Raw genomic sequence first — 18174 nt, forward strand, 5'->3', positions numbered from 1 at the left:
TCGGCAAAAACGCTTATCTTCGTCCTGTTCCGTCTTGAAATCTCATATCGCCGATATCAGCGCCGAGGATGTTCTTCCATCGCGCAAGACCACGTCGGTCCGCACGCGTCCCTCCAGCCCATAACGAACACTATCGCCCAGGCTGAAGCTTTGCTCGACGCCGTGCCGGCCGATACCTGGAATATCCAGATTGCGAATCAATCGAGCGGTCGCAGCATGCAATCGGACGCCGTAGGCCGGCACACGGACATCTCCCGAGATCGAGATTGCCTCCTTGACGACATCCACAAGAAGCTCGGTCTTCGCGTCGATCCTTGCGTTCCCGGTTTTCTCTATCTGGCTGCGCACGATCTGACCGGCGCCGCCGGTCCAGCGACCATCCGGGCCTCGGGGTTGATCCGGGCGAAAGCCGGCTTTGAGGGAATGGCTGAGCACGGACAGCATCGCAATCCGCAGGCGGATCTCTGCAACTCTGTGCGCGAATCGAAGCTGGTCTCGACGTTCGTTCATGCCAAAGCTCCCCCGAAGAGGCCTTGCCATATATTCCTAATAAAGTCAATTTTCCTATAGCGCTGTGGAGCGAGGCACGGCCGATCGCCCAGCCGTGCTTTCAGCGTGCAGTTGACGCTGCCGGGCGCCCGGCCTCAACTTTTCTTGCCCCCGCGGCAAAAAGGCCTGTGTTGGCGGCTTCCACGCACGCGTGTAGAGAGTAGCGCTACGAAGGCTCGCCCGTGCACGCTGACGGGACGAGCGCGCCGATTTCGCCCGCATACAAGAACAGAGGCCATCCATGAGCGCTGGTACCGCTTCCGACAAGCATTTTTCGAACTCCTTCTTCGCGGCCCCGCTGAGCGACGCGGATCCGGAGATCGCCAAGGCCGTCGAGCAGGAGCTCGGCCGGCAGCAGCACGAGATCGAGCTGATCGCCTCCGAGAACATCGTCTCGCGCGCCGTGCTCGAGGCGCAGGGCTCGGTGCTGACCAACAAGTACGCGGAGGGCTATCCCGGCCGTCGCTACTACGGCGGCTGCCAGTTCGTGGACATCGCCGAGAACCTCGCCATCGAGCGCGCCAAGCGCCTGTTCGGCGTCGGCTTCGCCAACGTGCAGCCGAACTCCGGCAGCCAGGCGAACCAGGGCGTGTTCATGGCCCTGATGCAGCCGGGCGACACCTTCCTCGGCCTCGACCTCGCCGCCGGCGGCCACCTCACCCACGGCGCGCCCCCGAACGTCTCGGGCAAGTGGTTCAAGCCGGTCTCCTACACCGTGCGCCGCGACGACCAGCGCATCGACATGGAGCAGGTCGAAGCGCTGGCCCACGAGCACAAGCCGAAGGTGATCATCGCCGGCGGCTCGGGCTATCCGCGCCATTGGGACTTCGCCAAGTTCCGTGAGATCGCCGACGCGGTCGGCGCGTACTTCTTCGTCGACATGGCGCACTTCGCCGGCCTCGTCGCCGCCGGCGTGCACCCGTCGCCGTTCCCGCACGCCCACGTCGCCACCACGACGACCCACAAGACGCTCCGCGGCCCGCGCGGCGGCATGATCCTGACGAACGACGAGGCGCTCGCCAAGAAGTTCAACTCGGCGATCTTCCCCGGCCTGCAGGGCGGCCCGCTCATGCACGTCATCGCCGGCAAGGCCGTGGCCTTCGGCGAGGCCCTGAAGCCCGAGTTCAAGATCTACGCCCGCCAAGTGATCGAGAACGCCAAGGCGCTGGCCGACACCCTGATGTCGGGCGGCTACGACATCACCTCGGGCGGCACCGACAACCACCTGATGCTGGTCGACCTGCAGCGGAAGGGCCTCACCGGCAAGGCGGCGGAAGCCGCGCTGTCGCGGGCCGACATCACCTGCAACAAGAACGGCGTCCCCTTCGACACGCAGAAGCCGACGATCACCTCGGGCATCCGCCTGGGCACGCCGGCCGGCACCTCGCGCGGCTTCGGCGTCGCCGAGTTCAAGCAGATCGGCGGCTTCATCGTCGAGGTGCTCGACGGGCTCGTGGCGAACGGCGAGGCCGGGGATTCCACGGTCGAGGCCTCGGTCAAGACCCGCGTCCACGCCCTCACCGACCGGTTCCCGATCTACGGCTGATCCGGACGCCGCCGGAAGGGAAGCCTTCCGGCGTGCACTGCAACACGATAGAGACGGCCGCGGATCGCCTCGATCCGCGGCCGTTCTCGTTTCCCGAGAGGCCGCCGTCTTTCCGGCTCGATGAGAAGGTCCGCCCGATGCGGTGTCCCTATTGCGGCGGCTCCGACACGCAGGTGAAGGATTCGCGGCCGAGCGAGGACGGCGCCGCGATCCGCCGCCGCCGGGTCTGCCCGGACTGCGCCGGCCGCTTCACCACCTTCGAGCGCGTGCAGCTGCGCGAGCTCGTGGTGCTCAAGCGCTCGGGCAAGCGCGTGCCGTTCGAGCGCGACAAGCTGCAGCGCTCGATCGGCGTGGCCCTGCGCAAGCGCGCGGTCGACCCCGAGCGGATCGAGCGGCTGGTCAGCGGCATCACCCGCCAGCTCGAGAGCGGCGGCGAGGCCGAGATCACCTCGGAGGCGATCGGCGAGCTGGTGATGGAGGGCCTGAAGGGCCTCGACGACGTCGCCTACGTGCGCTTCGCCTCCGTCTACAAGAACTTCCGCGAGGCCAAGGACTTCGAGGACCTGCTCGGCACCTTGGCGGAGGCCGGCGTCGAGCCGCCCGAGGGCGTCGCGGCGGGCAAGCCGCGCACGGCACGGTCGCGCTCGTGACGGCCGACGCGCGCTTCATGCGCTTCGCCCTCGCGCTCGGGCAGCGCAACCTCGGGCGGACCTGGCCGAACCCCTCGGTCGGCGCCGTGGTGGTCGCGGGCGAACCGGGCGCCGAGCGGATCGTCGGCCAGGGCGTCACCGCCCCCGGCGGCCGCCCGCACGGCGAGCCCCTGGCGCTCGCCGATGCCGGCGCGGCGGCCCGGGGCGCGACCCTCTACGTCACGCTGGAGCCGTGCTCGCATCACGGCCGCACGCCGCCCTGCACCGACGCGATCGTCGCGGCAGGCATCGCGCGGGTCGTCAGCGCGATGGAGGATCCCGACACGCGGGTCTCCGGCCGCGGCCACGCGCTCCTGCGGGCGGCCGGCATCCGGGTCGAGACCGGGCTGCTGGGCACCGAGGCCCGGCGCGACCATGCCGGGCACGTGGCGCGGATCACCCACGGGCGGCCCCACCTCCACCTCAAGCTCGCCCGGACGCGGGACGGGTTCGCCGCCGCCTCCGACACGGCGCGCCTGCGCATCACCGGCGCGATCGCCGACGGCGCGGTGCACCTGTGGCGGGCCCATGCCGACGCGATCCTGATCGGCATCGGCACGGCGCGCGCCGACGACCCTTCGCTCACCGTGCGCCTGCCCGGCCTCGGCGGTCGCTCGCCGCTGCGGGTGGTGCTGGATTCGCAGCTGCGGCTGTCGCCGTCGAGCGTGCTCGTGCGCGGCGCCCACGACGTCCCGACGCTGGTCGTGACGACGCGGAGCGCCCCGGCCCATGCCAAGCGGATGCTCGAATCGCTCGGCGTCGCGGTGGTGCGCGTCGCCGCCGACGCGCGCGGGCGGGTCGACCTGCACGCGGCGCTGGCGATGCTCGGCGAGCGCGGATTGACGCGGCTCTGCAGCGAGGGCGGCCCTCACCTTGCCGACGCGCTGACCGAGGCCGATCTCGTGGATTCCTGCACCCTGATCACCGGGCCCGGCACCTGCGGTCCGCAGGGCGGCCTGCCGGCGGTCGGCCCGCATCTCGGGCAGGCGCTGGAGAGCGGACGGTTCCGGATCGCCCAGTCCCTCGACCTCGGGGCGGACCGGGCCGTGACCTACGAACGGAGTGAGGCTTAAGCGATGTTCACGGGTCTCGTCAGCGACGTCGGAACGGTGCTCTCGGTCTCGGGCGATGCACGGATGCGCCGCCTCACGATCCGCGCCGCCTACGATGCGGCCACGATCGCGCTCGGCGCCTCGATCGCCTGCTCCGGCCCTTGCCTTACGGCGGTGTCGATCGAGCCGGCCGAGGGCGGCTGCGTCTTCGCGGTGGACGCCGCCGCCGAGACGCTGGCGCTGACCACGGTCGGCGGGTGGGAGGCCGGCACCCGAATCAACCTGGAGCGCTCGCTGAAGATCGGCGACGAGCTCGGCGGCCACCTCGTCACCGGCCACGTCGACGGCGTCGCCGAGATCCTCGCCCGCGAGACCGTCACCGCCGGCGCCTGGGGCGCGAGCGAACGGTTCACCCTGCGGGCGCCCGCCGGGGTCGCCCACTTCATCGCCAAGAAGGGCTCGGTCTGCCTCGACGGCACGTCGCTGACCGTCAACGCGGTCGAGGGCGACACCTTCTCGGTCCTGCTGATCCCGCACACGCTGGAGGTCACCACCTGGGGCGAGCGCCGCGTCGGCGACCGGCTGAACCTCGAGGTCGACCTGATCGCGCGCTACGCCGCGCGGCTCGCGGAGGGCCGCGGGAGCGCGGCGTGAGCCTGATTTCGAACGAGCGGATCAAGCTCTCCGCCGCCTACCTGAACACCGCCGCGGGCGGCCTGTTCACCGCGGGCGTGGTCGCGGCGCTCGTTGCGACCGTCTTCGGGGTTTCGGGACGGTCCAACCTGTCGGCGTTGACGCTGTCGGGAGGCATCGCGATCTTCTTCCTTGCGAGCATCGCCCTCCACGGGTGCGCGCGCATCATTCGTGGAAGGCTGCAGCCATGGCCGACATTCAGATCGTGGCCTTCGTCGTCGCGCCGCTGATGGCGGTCGCCGTCGGCTTCGGCGTCATGCTGTGGTCCCGCTACGCGGATCGGTAGGCCCTCACCGCGGCGGGATCGAGTACGTGCCGTTCGCCTGGGCGACGAGGTCGTCCGAGCCCGGCGCCGTGATCCGCACCTCGCCGACGGCGAGGCGCCGGCCGAGCTTCAGCAGCGTCACGTCGGCGATCAGCACCAGCCCCGCGGGCTTGCGCAGGAAGTTGAAGGTCAGGCTCGTGGTCACCGCGAGCGCCACCGGGCCGATCTGGGCGAGGATGGCCGCGTAGAGCGCATAGTCGGCCAGCGCCATCATCGACGGGCCGGACAGCGTGCCGCCCGGGCGCAGGAAGCGCGCGTCGCCGTCGAGCCGCATCCGCGCGGTCAGCGGGCCGACGGCCTCCAGGTGGTAGGCGCGCCCGCCCGCCTGCATCTGCGGGAACTCCCGGTCGAGGAAGTCGCGGGTCTCGGCAAGCGTCATCGCGGTCATGAGGGCCGTTCCAGCATGGCGGTGCGCCGGCGGCAAGGCGGGCGACCGGGATCGCGGGTCACCCCGCCTTGGGAACGCCCTCGGCCGCGCGCGCGCGGCCGAAATCGGCCTCGGCCGTCTCCTGCCCCTGCGCGACGATGCCCCGGCGGATCGCGCGGGTGCGGGTGAACAGGTCGTGCAGGGCCGCGCCGTCGCCGTAGCGGATCGCACGGGTCAGCACCGAGAGGTCCTCGCTGAAGCGCCCGAGCATCTCCAGCACCGCCTCGCGGTTGCTGAGGAAGATGTCGCGCCACATCGTCGGGTCCGAGGAGGCGATGCGGGTGAAGTCGCGGAAGCCGCCGGCCGAGAACTTCATCACCTCGGACTGCGTCACCTGCTCGAGGTCGGCGGCGGTGCCGACGATGTTGTAGGCGATCAGGTGCGGCACGTGGCTGGTGATGGCGAGCACGAGGTCGTGGTGCTCCGGCGTCATCGTCTCGACGACGGCGCCGAGCCCCTGCCACAGCGCGCGCACCCGCGCGACGGCGGCCTCGGGCGCGTCCTCCGGCGGGGTCAGGATGCACCAGCGCCCGGAGAACAGCGTCGAGAACCCGGCATCCGGCCCGGAATACTCGGTGCCGGCCACCGGATGGCCGGGCACGAACACGATGCCGTCGGGCAGGTGCGGGGTGACGGCCGCGACGACCGACGCCTTCACCGAGCCGACGTCCGAGACGACGGCACCCGGCTTCAGGTGCGGCGCCATCGCGGCGGCGACCGGGCCGATGGCGCCGACGGGCACGCACAGGATCACGAGGTCGGCCAGCGCCGCGCCCGCGGCGGCATCGCCGGTGACGTCGTCGGCGATGCCGAGATCGAGCACCCGCGCGCGGACGGCGGCGTCCGCGTCGATCGCGACGATGCGCTCGGCCAGCCCGTAGCGGCGGGCGCCGCGGGCGATCGACGAGCCGATCAGGCCGAGGCCGACGATGGCGAGGCAGCCGAGCGGCGCGGCCTCAGGCATGGTCGCCTCGGACGAAGGCGCCGAGCGCGCCGAGGAAGGCCTCGTTGCTCTCGACGCTGCCGATCGTCACGCGGAGCGCATTCGGCAGCCCGTACGCCGCCACCCGGCGCACGATCACCCCGCGCCCGGTCAGGAAGGCGTCGGCGTCGGCCGCCGTGCGGCCGGGCACGTCGGGAAAATGCACGAGCATGAAGTTCGCCACGCTCGGCGTCACGGTCAGGCCGAGCGCGCGGGCGCCCGCGATCATCCGCGGCAGCCATTCGGCGTTGTGGGCGGCGGCCGTCGCGGCGTGCGCCTCGTCGGCGAGCGCCGCCGCCCCGGCCGCCATGCCGGCGGTGGACAGGTTGAACGGCCCGCGGATGCGGTTGACCGCGTCCATCACGTGGGCCGGCCCGACCATCCAGCCGACGCGCAGGGCGGCGAGCCCGTGGATCTTGGAGAAGGTGCGGGTCATCACGACGTTGTCGGCGTCGCGCGCGAGCTCGAGCCCGGCCGCGTAGTCGTCCGCCTGGACGTACTCGGCGTAGGCGCCGTCGAGGACCAGCAGCACGTCGCCCGGCAGGCCGGCATGCAGGCGCCGCACCTCGGCCAGCGGCAGGTAGGTGCCGGTCGGGTTGTTGGGGTTGGCGACGTAGACGATCTTCGTCCGCGGGGTCACGGCGGCGAGGATCGCGTCGACGTCGGCGGTGAGGTCGCGCTCGGGAGAGACCACGGCGGTGCCGCCCGCCGCCAGGATGGCGATGCGGTAGACCAGGAACCCGTGCTCGCAGAAGACGCCCTCGTCGCCGGGGCCGATATAGGCGTAGGCGAGCAGCGAGAGCAGCTCGTCCGAGCCCGCGCCGCAGACGACGCGGCCCGCGTCGATGCCGTAGCGCGCCGCGATGGCGGTCCGCAGCAGCGTGGAGGTGCCGTCGGGATAGTTCTCGAGCTTGGCCGTGGCCGTCTGCATCGCCGCCATCGCCGCCGGGCTCGGGCCGAGCGGCGTCTCGTTCGACGACAGCTTGTGGATCTTGGCGTGACCCGGCGCCCCGCTCTTGCCGGGCACGTAGGGGTCGATCGCCAGGACGCCCGGACGGGGCACCGGGCGGAGACGGGGAGAGGCGGACATTGGTGTTCGCAGCCTGCAGAAGAAACGCGGGTGGCGCCCGTCTACAGCATTTCGCGCCGCGATGAAGCGGGGCGCGACCGGATCGGGCGCCCGGCGGCCCTCACACCCGGAACCGCGCCGCGTGGCTGCCGGTCTCGTCGAGGCTCGACACCGCCGCGCCCGCCCCGTCCAGGGCCTCGGCGAGCTGCCGCGTGCCAACGCCGCCCGGCACCGCCAGCAGCAGGCGCTCGACCTCGCCCTTGGGCTTGGCCCGCGCCACCACCTCGCCGTAGAGCCCCTGCACGGCGCGCTCGGCCTCCTCCGTCCAGGCACCGCAGCGCACCGCCCACAGCACCCAGTCGCGCTGCGCCGCCGCCGGATCGTCGAGGGGCTTGGCCACCACGAAGACCGGCGTGCCGGCCGGGTGGGCCGGCCGCTCGATGAAGGGCAGCCGGGCGATCACCTTCGGCCGGCCCGCGCCGATCAGGCCCTCCCACCAGGCCTCTCCCTTCGCCGCCCCCTTCGCGGGCACCTGGGCGGCGCGCGGGTCGAAGCGGAAGATGCCGAGGTCGCCGCGCGAGGCCGCCACCGCCTCGATCACCGCCGCGCAGGTCGGGTGGGGCCGGTAGGGCACGGTGAAGCCGAAGTGGAAGCGGGCGGAGTCGCGCATCGCCGGATCGCCGGCGGAGATGTCGGCATGCACCGAGAACGGCGCCTGGACGTAGGTGAACGTCGCGATGATGACCCGCCAGATCCCCTCGACGGTGTCGAGCGGCAGCAGCCCGCGGTGGCGCTCGGCGACGCGCCGCATCATCGCGGCCTCGCGACCGGGACGGAAGGCGGAGCCCGAGGCCGAGGTGCCCTTCACCGCGATCAGCCGGTCGATGATCCCGCCGCGCTGGATCAGCAGCGCGTGCATCTCGGCGTCGATCCGATCGATCTCGGCCCGGAGGGCGGCGAGGTCTTCCATCGGCGGCGCGGCTCGTTTGGGGAAGCGCATGGTTCGACAAGCTGAGGACGGGGCTGCTCGCGCGTGTTTACGGCCCGCCGCGCCGAAGGGCCAGCGCGGCAGGGCCGTGCGATCGACAACGGAGGGCGGATGAACGGCCTTCCGGCGGCCCCTTTCGTTGACGCTCGGCGGCGGGCACACTACGTCCGGTGCAGCGGCGGGCGCGGGAAGCGGGCGGCCTCGCGATTCCTTCGGCCCCTTCGGCGCGCGAGAAGCCGTTTCCAGACGCCTCATGGACAATCCCCTCGATACGGCCGTCACGGCCGCCTCCGCGACGGAGCCCGAGATCCGCAGCCGCGAGCCGTCGCAGGCGCGCGACCCGGCGGGGCTCGTCGCGCGGTTCGAGGCCGGGCAGCCGCTGACCATGGATTCGGGCGCCGCGCTCGCGCCGTTCCAGGTCGCCTACCAGACCGCCGGCACCCTCAACGCCGCGCGCACCAACGCGGTGCTGATCTGCCACGCGCTCACCGGCGACCAGCACTTCGCCCACCCCCATCCCGTCACCGGCAAGCCCGGCTGGTGGACGACGCTGGTCGGCCCGGGCAAGCCGATCGACACCGACCGCTACTTCGTCGTCTGCTCCAACGTGATCGGCTCGTGCATGGGCTCGACCGGCCCGGCCTCGATCGACCCCGCGACGGGCTCGGCCTACGGGCTCGACTTCCCGCTGGTCACGATCCGCGACATGGTCCGCGCCCAGGCGATGCTGCTCGACCATCTCGGCATCGCGGACCTGTTCCTGTGCATCGGCGGCTCGATGGGCGGGATGCAGGTGCTGCAATGGGCCTCGCTCTACCCTGAGCGCGTGTTCGCGGCGATGCCGATCGCCACGGGCGCGCGCCATTCGGCGCAGAACATCGCCTTTCACGAGGTCGGCCGGCAGGCGATCATGGCCGACCCCGCCTGGGCCGACGGTCGCTATCTCGAGGCCGGCACGCGCCCCTCGAAGGGCCTCGGCGTCGCGCGGATGGGCGCGCACATCACCTACCTGTCCGAGCCGGCTTTGCACCGGAAGTTCGGGCGGCGCTTCCAGGGCGGCTCGGCGCCGACCTTCTCGTTCAACGCCGACTTCCAGATCGAGAGCTACCTGCGCCACCAGGGCCTGAGCTTCGTCGAGCGGTTCGACGCCAACGCCTACCTCTACCTGACGCGGGCGATGGACTACTTCGACCTCGCCGCCGACCACGGCGGCGTGCTCGCCAACGCCTTCAAGGGCACGAAGACGCGGTTCTGCGTGATCTCGTTCACCTCCGACTGGCTGTTCCCCACGGCCGATTCCCGGGCGATCGTGCACGCGCTGAACGCCGCCTCGGCCCCGGTCGCCTTCGTCGAGGTCGAGAGCGACAAGGGCCACGACGCGTTCCTCCTCGACGAGCCGACGCTGTTCTCGGCGGCCCGCGGGTTCATCGACGCGGCCGCCCGGGCGCGCGGGCTGTGAGCGGGCGCGAGGACCTGTCCTTCGGCGACGCCGCCTCCGGCACGCCCTGGGAGGCGGCGGACGACCTGCCGCGCACGCCCGAATCCGGCGGCGCCCGCGTCGACCACCTCGTGGTCCTCGGGCTGGTGCCGCCCGGCGCGCGCGTCCTCGACATCGGCTGCGGCGACGGCTCGCTGCTGGCGCTGCTGCGCGACCGGCGCGGCGTCGACGGGCGCGGCATCGAGCTGTCGCGCGAGGGCGTGAACGCCTGCCTCGCCCGCGGCCTGCCGGTGATCCAGGGCGACGCCGACACCGACCTCGAGAACTACCCCGACGACGCGTTCGACGTGGTGGTCCTGTCCCAGACCATCCAGGCGACGCGCAACCCGCGCATCGTGCTGGAGCACCTGCTCCGCATCGGCCGGCAGGTGGTGATCTCGTTCCCGAACTTCGGTCATTGGCGGGTGCGGGCCGAGCTCGCCTTCCGCGGGCGGATGCCGATCACCGAGATCCTGCCGGAAGCCTGGTACGAGACGCCGAACATCCACCACTGCACCATGCGCGACTTCGTCGAGCTGTGCCGGGCGGTCGACGCCCACATCGAGAAGGCGGCGGCGCTCGACGCGCGCGGACGGCCGATGCGCTTCTCGATGCCGTGGTGGTTCTGGAACCTGATCGGCGCGCAGGGGGTGTTCCTGCTCAGGCGGGGCCGCCTCGGAGCCGGCTGATCGGTCGACCGCGCCGGGCGGCATCGAGCCGAGGCGGACATCGATCGCGTCGATCGCGCATCTTCTCACGAAGCCGTGAGCATTCGTGAGCCCACTCCAAGATCCGCAGAGGTATTGGTTAACCGCGATTTAAGCGATCTTGGGCGATCTTCGGCTGTTCAACGTGATCGGATAGATCGATGCTCCGTCTTTCAAACATCAAAATCCTGCCGAAGCTCATTGCCGTGATCGCATCGATCGCCGTCGTCGTCGGTGGATGCGTCTGGTATGCGCAGGCGCGCATGACCACGATCGACGACGCCTACAGCCTCCTGATCGTCCACGAGGCGAAAGGTGTCGCGAGCGCGCGCCGGGCAAACGGCCTGATGTTCGAGCTCAACTACTGGGTCTACCGCATCATCGCCGAGACCGACGAGGCCCAGATCAAGAGCGCCAATGCGGGCTTCGAGGCGGTGCTGCCCAACATGAGGCAGGCGCTGGCCGACCTCCGCGAGCAGGCGCCTGCCTTCGGCGCGCGCGTCGAGGCGCAGAACGCCCGGGTCGACCGGTTCCTCAAGGACGTGACCGAGGTGCGCAGGCTCGGGACCGCGAACGAGAACGCGGACGCCATAGCCCTCGTGCACCGCGCCATCGATCCGACCTTCGCCACCATGACGGACGAAGGCAGCAGGCTCGCGCACGACATTGCCGCCTATATGGAGCATCAGTCCGACGTCCTGAGCGATCAGACGAATGCGACGCGCTACACCCTGATGGCGCTGGCCGCTCTCGGCCTCCTGGTCGGCCTCGTCGCCGCGACCCTGGTGTCGATCGTCGGCATCACGCGTCCGCTGGGTCGGCTGGTCGTCGTCCTCCGACGTATGGAAAACGGCGAGATCGATGCGCAGATCGCCGAGGCGCGCCGCGGCGACGAGGTCGGCTACGTCGGCCGGGCCGTCGAAGGCATCACGGCCATGGTTGCCCGGAAGGCCGCCGAGCAGGCGGAGATCAAGGGCATCGCCGACGCGGCGGCGGCCTCCGAGCGCAAGCGCGTCATGACGGAGCTGGCCGACGGGTTCGAACGGGCGGTCGGCGGCATCGTCGGCATGGTGTCCTCCTCCGCCACCGAGCTGCAGGCCACCGCCCAGACGATGACCGCGACCGCACGGGAGACGGCCAGCCAATCGTCCACCGTGGCGGCCGCCGCCGAGGAGGCGGCCTCCAACGTGAATACCGTGGCGGCGGCGGCGGAAGAGCTCGGCTCGTCGGTCCAGGAGATCGGGCGGCAGGTCTCCGGCTCGGCCGACCTCGCGCAGACGGCGGTCTCCGAAGCGGAGCAGACCGGACGCCTGGTTCACGAACTGAGCCAGGCGGCCGCCAAGATCGGCGACGTGGTGGGGCTGATCTCGAACATCGCCGGCCAGACCAACCTGCTGGCGCTCAACGCCACCATCGAGGCGGCGCGCGCCGGAGAGGCCGGGCGCGGCTTCGCGGTGGTCGCCGCCGAGGTGAAGGAGCTTGCCAACCAGACGGCCAGCGCCACCGCCGAGATCGGCAGCCAGATCGCCCAGATCCAGACCTCGACGCAAGGGGCGGTGCAGGCGATCGGGACCATCTCGACGCGCATCCGTGAGATCGACGCGGTCGCCGCGTCGATCGCGGCGGCGGTGGAGGAGCAGGGTGCGGCGACCCAGGAGATCGTGCGCAACGTCGCGCAGGCCTCCGCCGGCACGAGCGAGGTCACCGGCAACATCGCCGGCGTCGCGCAGGCTTCGGAGGAGACCGGCGCCGCGGCCGCGCAGGTGCTGGCCTCGGCGTCCGAACTGTCGCGTCAGTCGGAGCATCTTGGCGCGGAGGTCGCCCGCTTCCTCGCAACCGTTCGTGCCGCCTGAGCCGCCGGGCTTTCCGGGGCGGCTCCGAGGCCGGGCATCGTGCCCGGCCTTCCTCCGTTCGCGGGCCTTCGCCGCGACACCGGGCGGTCAATGCCCGTCGAAGAACTCCAGCATCGCGGCGTCGAAGCGGTCGGTCGCCTCCATGTGGACGAGGTGGCCGATGCCCGCGAACACGATCGCCCGGCCGTTCGGCATCCTCGCGGCCAGCGCCGTCGCGTTGTCGGCGTTGCGGCCCATCCTCGCGGCGAGGTCCGGCGGGGCGTAGGGCTTGCCCGGCGCGTTGTGATCGGCGCCGCCCATGACGAACAGGGTCGGCATCGGGAGCAGCGGGATCTCGTGCACCACCGGCTGGCCCCAGATCATGGTGTAGGAGTTCACGAACGATTGCAGCCAGCGCGGATACTCGCCCGCTCCCTTCACCCGCTCGCGCACCTCGACGAACGGCTCGATCGCCGATTCCGGCAGCGAGAGCGCGTAGCTGGTCATCAGCTGCCGGCGGTAGGCGGCCGCCGTGAGCTCGCCCTCGCGCTTGAGCAGGGTGTCGTTGGCGACCGGCGGCACGCTGAAGCGGTAATCCTCCAGGCCGAGCGGCGCCTCGAGGACGAGGCTGTTGACCCGGTCGGGGGCGTTGCGTGCCAACCGCACGGCCAGCATCCCGCCCATCGAGTGGGCGACCACGTCGACCCGGCGCAGGTTCAGGTGATCGAGCAGCGCGACGGTGTCGGCGGCCATCGCGTCGAAGGTGAACGGGCCGATGGGCTTCGAGGACTTGCCGAAGCCGAGCTGGTCGGGCGCGACCACGCGGTAGCCCGCGCCCGTCAGCGCCGCGACGACCGGCGCCCAGTAGCTCGCCGGGAAGTTGCGGCCGTGCAGCAGCAGCGCCGTGCGGCCGTTGGCCGTGCCGGTCGGCGCCACGTCCATGTAGGCGAGGCGCTGGGCCTCGCCGTCGCGCGACAGCGCGAGGAAGCGCACCGGATACGGGTAGGCGAAGCCTTCCAGCCCGATCCCGAGCGGCGGTGCCTCCTGCGCCGGTGCCGCCATCGGCATCAGCGGCAACAGGGCGAGCAGCAGGGCGGTGGTCCGCGTCATCGTCGGCATCGGGGCGTCATCCGTCAGATCGAGGCGACGACGCGATGGCGCGTCGCGAAGGCGGAAAAGCGGCGCACGGGCGAAGGATCCCGCGGCCATGTCACCGGCGCGCTGCTCAAGCCTGCGTGAAGCCGCTATGTGCGGGCGCAAGCGCCGGGCGGACCCACGGCGGCCGGCGGCCGGGGTCGGCCCAGAACAAGGTTTTCGACGATGACCGAGACGGCCGGATCGTCCGGACGACGCGCGATCCGCGGGGCGGAGGAGGAAGCGCAGGCGGCAAGCGGCCTCGGCGACGGGAGCCCGGCCGCCGCGAGGCCGGCCGACGGGCTTCCCCCGCGCGAGCGCCTGCTGGCGATGGCGGCGGTGTCGCTCGCCATGACCATGGCGGTGCTCGACGGGGCGATCGTCAACGTGGCGCTGCCGGTGATGGCCAAGGACCTCGCGGTCGATCCGGCCGCGGCGATCTTCGTGGTCAACGGCTACCAGATCGCGGTGACGGCGGCGCTCCTGCCCTTCGCCTCCCTCGGCGACATCCTCGGCTACAAGCGCGTGTACCTCGCCGGGCTGGCGGCGTTCGTCGCGGCCTCGCTCGCCTGCGCCTTCGCGCCGAGCCTCGGCTTCCTGATCGCCGGGCGCCTGGCGCAGGGGCTCGGCGCCGCCGGCGTGATGAGCGTCAACATCGCGCTGGTGCGCTTCATCTATCCCCACCGGATGATCGGCCGCGGCGTCGGCAACGTGGCGCTCGTCGTCGCCGTCGCCTCCGCGGCCGGCCCGACGGTCGCCGCCGCGATCCTCTCGGTGGCGTCCTGGCCGTGGCTGTTCCTGGTCAACCTGCCGGTGGGCGGCCTCGCCTTCCTCGTCGCCTCGCGGACGCTGCCGACGACGCCGCGCAGCGGGGCGCGCTTCGACGCGTTGAGCGCGGTGCTGAACGCGCTGACCTTCGGCCTGCTGATCGTCGGCGTCGACCGCCTCGGCGACGCCGACGGGCGGGCGATCGCCTTCGCCGAGATCGCGGGCGCCGTCGCGGTCGGCGCGGTGTTCGTGCTGTACCAGCTGCGCCTGCGGGCTCCGCTGCTGCCGGTCGACCTCCTGCGGATCCCGGCCTTCGCGCTGTCGATGGCGACCTCGATCGCCTCGTTCGCGGCGCAGATGAGCGCCTACATCGCCCTGCCCTTCTATTTCCAGGACGTGCTGCACCTCTCGGGCACGCAGACCGGCTTCCTGATGACGCCCTGGCCGATCGCGATCGCGGCGATGGCGCCGGTCGCCGGGCGGCTCGCCGACCGCTACCCGCCGGGGCTGCTCGGCGGCATCGGCCTCGCGCTGATGGCGTCAGGCATCGCCGCGATGGCGCTGCTGCCGGCGCACCCGGCGACCCTCGACATCGTCTGGCGGCTGACGCTGAGCGGCCTCGGCTTCGGCCTGTTCCAGACGCCGAACAACAAGGTCATCATCACTTCCGCCCCGCGCGAGCGCAGCGGCGGGGCGAGCGGCATGCAGTCGACGGCGCGGCTCACCGGCCAGTCCCTCGGCGCGGCGATGGTGGCGGTGATCTTCGGGATGACCCAGGGCGCCGGGCCGGAGCGGGCGGTGTCGCTGGCGCTGTGGTCCGCGGTGGCGCTCGCCGTGTTCGGCGGCTGCGCCAGCGTTCTGCGGCGGGGCAGAGCCGGATAGGCTGCATGCCACCTGGGGCCGGACCGGCGCGTTGATCGGCATCGCGAGACATCGCGGCAACCAGGGATCGACCGAAATGGACATGAACCTGAAGGGCCGCCGCGCCCTCGTCACCGGCTCTACCGGCGGCATCGGCTTCGGGATCGCCCAGGCGCTCCTCGACCTCGGCGCCAGCGTCGGCATCAACGGGCGCACCGCGGAACGCGTCGAGGCGGCCATCGCGGCCCTGCGCGGGAAGACCCAGGCCGGCGAGGCCTTCGCGGCGGTCGGCGACGTGGCGACGGCCGATGGGGTCGCCGCGCTGGTCGCGGCGCTGCCGGACGTCGACATCCTGGTCAACAACACGGGGATCTTCGAGCCGAAGCCGTTCTTCGACATCCCCGATGGCGACTGGCAGCGCTTCTTCGACGTCAACGTGATGAGCGGCGTGCGTCTGTCGCGCGCCTACGCGCCGGGGATGGTGGCGCGGGGCTGGGGCCGCGTGGTCTTCATCGCCAGCGAGTCGGGCATCAACATCCCGGTCGAGATGGTCCATTACGGGATGACGAAGACGGCGCAGCTCGCGGTCTCGCGCGGGCTCGCCGAGACGGTCTCGGGCACCGGCGTCACGGTCAACAGCGTGCTGCCGGGGCCGACCCTGTCTGAGGGCGTCGCCGATTTCATGAAGCAGATGGCCGGCGGATCGGGCGAGGCCGATCTCGACGCCCTCGGCCGCCAGTTCGTCGCCGAGCACCGCCCGACATCGCTGATCGGACGGCTGGCCAGCGTCGAGGAAGTGGCCAACATGGTGGCCTACGTCTGCAGCCCGGCGGCGAGCGCGACCAGCGGCGCGGCGCTTCGAGTGGATGGCGGCGTCCTGCGCAACATCGCCTGACGCCTGATCGGGTCGCGCGGGGCGGCGTGGCGCCGCCCCGTTCGAGCGCACCGTCGAAGCAGGACGATCCGGGAACCGCGTCTCCGGATCGACCCGACGACGGGTCCGGCGCGGCTCAGGCCTTGAGGTGGGCGGCGAGGTGCTTGTTCATCTCGAACATGCTGCACTTGTCCTTGCCGAAGACCTTCTTGAGCTTGTCGTCAGCGAGGATCTCGCGCTTGTTCTCCGGGTTCTGGAGGTTGTGCTTCTTGATGTATTCCCAGACCTTGCTGACGACCTCGCCGCGCGGGATCGGGCTGGTGCCGACGATGGCGCCGAGATCGGCCGAGGGCTTCAGCGGCTGCTGCAGGGCGTTCGGCTTGGCGCCGGCGGCGGCCTTGGTCGCCTTGGGGGCTGCAGCCTTCGCGGGCTTGGCGTCCTTGGTCTCCTTCGCAGCCTTCGGGGCGGCCTTTTCCGTCGTCTTGGTTGCCATGGGGTTCCTCCGGTTCTCGCTGCGAGCGTGAACGTGACATCCCCGCAGCAGGGGTGAGCATAGCAGCAAGAACTAAGGGCTAGCGCAGCCGTTCCAAGGGAAAACTGGAACAGTTCCCTTCATCATCCACAGGGTGTGGCGCCGGCGGGCGGGTTCGGCACCGGTTTTCGCGCCGCGAAACCCTTTCTTCACCCAACCGGAGGACAGATCCGGGCATGGTCAGCACCGCCCTCGCCCTCGCTTTCGTCTCCGCGTTCGCCCTGGTCCTCGGGCTCGGCATCGGCATTGCCGCCGAGCCGAATGCTTGCGATCACCCGCATGGCGGCGGATTGATCTGAGGGCGCGAAGGCCGGAGCGGACGCCGGATCCTCGCGAACCGTCCGGCCGCCCGGACGTTGGCGGCGTCGGAGGCCGGCCCTCCCGCCTTCCTCCTCGCGCCGCGGAAACCTCTGCCCATGTCGAGCCTCGAGCCGAACACCCTCGACGGCATCGCGCACATCATCCAGGTGGCGCTGACGCCGGTGTTCCTGCTGTCCGGGGTGGCGACCCTGCTCAACGTCTTCGGCGCGCGCCTCGCCCGCGTGTCGGATCAGGCGGAGCGGGCGTCGAGCCTGCTCGCGGGCGCGAGCGAGGCGGAGCGCCGCCGCCTCGGCCACCGGCTCGACCGCCTGCAGCTGCGGGCGCTGCTGCTCGACGCGGCCGTGGTGCTCGCGGCGCTTTCGGGGGTCTCGACCTGCGGCGCCGTCCTGACGCTGTTCGTCGGCGCGCTGCGCGACGCCACCGTGGCCGGCGTGCTGTTCGCGTTGTTCGGCACGGCGATCCTGTGCACGCTCCTGGCGCTGGTCGCCTTCGGGACCGAGATGCTGTTCGCGAGCCGCGGCGTGCGCAACCGTGTCGCCCTGCGGCGCGCCCAGGCGGAAGCCGGGCCGGAAGGCTGAAGGGGCCCGCGGAACCCATCGCGGGTCCGAGCTTTCCCCTGCGAACGCCCGGGATGCCGGGTCCGTGCAGTCCTGCGAAAGGTATCGCGATGCCGACAGATCTTCCCAACGAGCGCAGCATCCGCAAGGCCGGCTCGATGGAGCTCGACCCCTCGGCCGAGGGCGTCGCCATCGACGAGACCGTCCGGCTGATCGCCTCCAACAAGGTCGAGGGCACGGCGGTCTACGATGCCGCCGGCAAGCACCTCGGCGCGATGCACAACTTCATGGTCGACAAGGTCTCGGGCCAGGTCGCCTACGCAGTGCTCGCCTTCGGCGGGTTCCTGGGGCTCGGCGAGAACCACCACCCACTGCCGTGGAAGGCGCTGACCTACAGCGTCGAGCTCGGCGGCTACGTGGTGGACATCGACCCGGCGACGCTCGCCGGCGCGCCGAGCCACGGCGCCGGCGAGGACGGCTTCGCCGATCCGGCCTATGGCGGCCGGCTCGACGACTATTACGGTCGCGGCCCGAAAGCGGCCTGACGATCAGAACTTGCCGCCGAGGCCGACGCTGCCGCCGGGCGTCAGGGACGGCGTCATGCCGCCCGACGACCCCCCGCTGGCGGGCTCGCCGTCGATCTCCTCGCGGCGGATGCGGCGCGCGCCGTCGTTCGCGGCGCGCGCGTCGTTGCGCTTGTCCTTGGGCAGGTCGAGCGTCCGGGTCGGCGCCGTCGCCAGCGGGCGCCCGTCGGAATCGACGTTGGCCATGCGCGCCTCGCGGCCCGGAAG

At 71.6% G+C, this 18174-nt stretch carries 20 protein-coding genes and 1 pseudogene; 13 read left to right on the forward strand and 8 right to left on the reverse strand.

All coding sequences use genetic code 11. The annotated features are described in order from the left end of the window. Nucleotides 1–42 precede the first annotated feature (42 nt). Entirely contained in the window at nucleotides 43–510 is a 468-nt protein-coding gene (locus tag FV227_RS03695) for a hypothetical protein (protein ID WP_147728311.1), read from the reverse strand. A 280-nt stretch (nucleotides 511–790) separates the two neighbouring features. Between FV227_RS03695 and glyA the strand changes: the two genes are divergently transcribed. From glyA to FV227_RS03720, 5 genes are all read left to right on the forward strand, one after another. After that, nucleotides 791–2095, forward strand: coding sequence for a serine hydroxymethyltransferase (glyA, locus tag FV227_RS03700; RefSeq protein WP_147728312.1), 1305 nt, complete (start codon nucleotides 791–793; stop codon nucleotides 2093–2095). 137 nt (nucleotides 2096–2232) lie between these two features. Next, on the forward strand, nucleotides 2233–2745 hold the full coding sequence (nrdR, locus tag FV227_RS03705) for a transcriptional regulator NrdR (protein WP_147858293.1): 513 nt from the start codon (nucleotides 2233–2235) through the stop codon (nucleotides 2743–2745). Beyond that, complete coding sequence (gene ribD / locus FV227_RS03710) at nucleotides 2742–3857, forward strand: bifunctional diaminohydroxyphosphoribosylaminopyrimidine deaminase/5-amino-6-(5-phosphoribosylamino)uracil reductase RibD (RefSeq protein WP_348642588.1); 1116 nt, start codon at nucleotides 2742–2744, stop codon at nucleotides 3855–3857. Before nrdR ends, ribD begins: the two co-directional genes overlap by 4 nt. Before the next feature lie 3 nt (nucleotides 3858–3860). After that, nucleotides 3861–4490 (forward strand): riboflavin synthase, encoded by a 630-nt coding sequence (locus FV227_RS03715; protein ID WP_147858294.1) that lies wholly within the window; start codon nucleotides 3861–3863, stop codon nucleotides 4488–4490. Continuing rightward, a complete protein-coding gene (locus FV227_RS03720; RefSeq protein WP_147858295.1) occupies nucleotides 4487–4759 on the forward strand; it encodes a hypothetical protein in 273 nt (90 codons plus the stop codon). The genes FV227_RS03715 and FV227_RS03720 overlap by 4 nt, the downstream gene beginning before the upstream one ends. A gap of 60 nt (nucleotides 4760–4819) precedes the next feature. Here the strand turns inward: FV227_RS03720 and FV227_RS03725 are convergent, their stop codons facing one another. The 4 genes from FV227_RS03725 to FV227_RS03740 all read right to left on the reverse strand — a co-directional run bounded on the left by FV227_RS03725 (nucleotide 4820) and on the right by FV227_RS03740 (nucleotide 8332). Next, complete coding sequence (locus FV227_RS03725; protein WP_147729261.1) at nucleotides 4820–5242, reverse strand: PaaI family thioesterase; 423 nt, start codon at nucleotides 5240–5242, stop codon at nucleotides 4820–4822. A gap of 58 nt (nucleotides 5243–5300) precedes the next feature. Continuing rightward, nucleotides 5301–6245, reverse strand: coding sequence for a prephenate/arogenate dehydrogenase family protein (locus FV227_RS03730; RefSeq protein ID WP_147858296.1), 945 nt, complete (start codon nucleotides 6243–6245; stop codon nucleotides 5301–5303). Continuing rightward, nucleotides 6238–7353: a histidinol-phosphate transaminase gene (locus FV227_RS03735; protein WP_147858297.1), complete on the reverse strand. Its 1116-nt coding sequence runs from the start codon at nucleotides 7351–7353 to the stop codon at nucleotides 6238–6240. The genes FV227_RS03730 and FV227_RS03735 overlap by 8 nt, the downstream gene beginning before the upstream one ends. Nucleotides 7354–7453: 100 nt before the next feature. Further along, on the reverse strand, nucleotides 7454–8332 hold the full coding sequence (locus FV227_RS03740; protein WP_147727141.1) for a chorismate mutase: 879 nt from the start codon (nucleotides 8330–8332) through the stop codon (nucleotides 7454–7456). Between the two features lie 241 nt (nucleotides 8333–8573). Between FV227_RS03740 and FV227_RS03745 the strand changes: the two genes are divergently transcribed. From FV227_RS03745 to FV227_RS03755, 3 genes are all read left to right on the forward strand, one after another. Then, nucleotides 8574–9779 (forward strand): homoserine O-acetyltransferase, encoded by a 1206-nt coding sequence (locus FV227_RS03745; RefSeq protein ID WP_187274668.1) that lies wholly within the window; start codon nucleotides 8574–8576, stop codon nucleotides 9777–9779. Beyond that, on the forward strand, nucleotides 9776–10486 hold the full coding sequence (gene metW / locus FV227_RS03750) for a methionine biosynthesis protein MetW (RefSeq protein WP_147727140.1): 711 nt from the start codon (nucleotides 9776–9778) through the stop codon (nucleotides 10484–10486). Before FV227_RS03745 ends, metW begins: the two co-directional genes overlap by 4 nt. Nucleotides 10487–10665: 179 nt before the next feature. Further along, nucleotides 10666–12357: a methyl-accepting chemotaxis protein gene (locus FV227_RS03755; RefSeq protein WP_147858298.1), complete on the forward strand. Its 1692-nt coding sequence runs from the start codon at nucleotides 10666–10668 to the stop codon at nucleotides 12355–12357. 87 nt (nucleotides 12358–12444) lie between these two features. Here the strand turns inward: FV227_RS03755 and FV227_RS03760 are convergent, their stop codons facing one another. Beyond that, a complete protein-coding gene (locus FV227_RS03760; RefSeq protein WP_147727143.1) occupies nucleotides 12445–13446 on the reverse strand; it encodes an alpha/beta fold hydrolase in 1002 nt (333 codons plus the stop codon). A 354-nt stretch (nucleotides 13447–13800) separates the two neighbouring features. On the opposite strand from FV227_RS03760, the gene FV227_RS03765 reads away from it, so the two are divergent. Both FV227_RS03765 and FV227_RS03770 read left to right on the forward strand, forming a co-directional pair. Next, complete coding sequence (locus FV227_RS03765) at nucleotides 13801–15120, forward strand: MFS transporter (RefSeq protein WP_246686502.1); 1320 nt, start codon at nucleotides 13801–13803, stop codon at nucleotides 15118–15120. 76 nt (nucleotides 15121–15196) lie between these two features. Beyond that, complete coding sequence (locus FV227_RS03770) at nucleotides 15197–15994, forward strand: SDR family NAD(P)-dependent oxidoreductase (protein WP_147858299.1); 798 nt, start codon at nucleotides 15197–15199, stop codon at nucleotides 15992–15994. A gap of 115 nt (nucleotides 15995–16109) precedes the next feature. Here the strand turns inward: FV227_RS03770 and FV227_RS03775 are convergent, their stop codons facing one another. Continuing rightward, entirely contained in the window at nucleotides 16110–16466 is a 357-nt protein-coding gene (locus FV227_RS03775; protein ID WP_147727136.1) for an SWIB/MDM2 domain-containing protein, read from the reverse strand. Nucleotides 16467–16681: 215 nt separating this feature from the next. Between FV227_RS03775 and FV227_RS30260 the strand changes: the two genes are divergently transcribed. The 3 genes from FV227_RS30260 (at nucleotide 16682) to FV227_RS03785 (ending at nucleotide 17928) form a co-directional block, all read left to right on the forward strand. Continuing rightward, nucleotides 16682–16804, forward strand: coding sequence for a hypothetical protein (locus FV227_RS30260; protein WP_279593021.1), 123 nt, complete (start codon nucleotides 16682–16684; stop codon nucleotides 16802–16804). Nucleotides 16805–16921: 117 nt separating this feature from the next. Continuing rightward, on the forward strand, nucleotides 16922–17404 hold the full coding sequence (locus FV227_RS03780) for a DUF2721 domain-containing protein (RefSeq protein WP_147858300.1): 483 nt from the start codon (nucleotides 16922–16924) through the stop codon (nucleotides 17402–17404). 89 nt (nucleotides 17405–17493) lie between these two features. Beyond that, nucleotides 17494–17928 (forward strand): PRC-barrel domain-containing protein, encoded by a 435-nt coding sequence (locus FV227_RS03785; RefSeq protein WP_147730001.1) that lies wholly within the window; start codon nucleotides 17494–17496, stop codon nucleotides 17926–17928. Nucleotides 17929–17931: 3 nt separating this feature from the next. On the opposite strand, the pseudogene FV227_RS03790 reads toward FV227_RS03785, so the two are convergent. Beyond that, nucleotides 17932–18174: pseudogene (locus FV227_RS03790) on the reverse strand (hypothetical protein); the annotation flags it as partial.

The organism is Methylobacterium sp. WL119 (assembly GCF_008039875.1).
Lineage (GTDB): Bacteria > Pseudomonadota > Alphaproteobacteria > Rhizobiales > Beijerinckiaceae > Methylobacterium.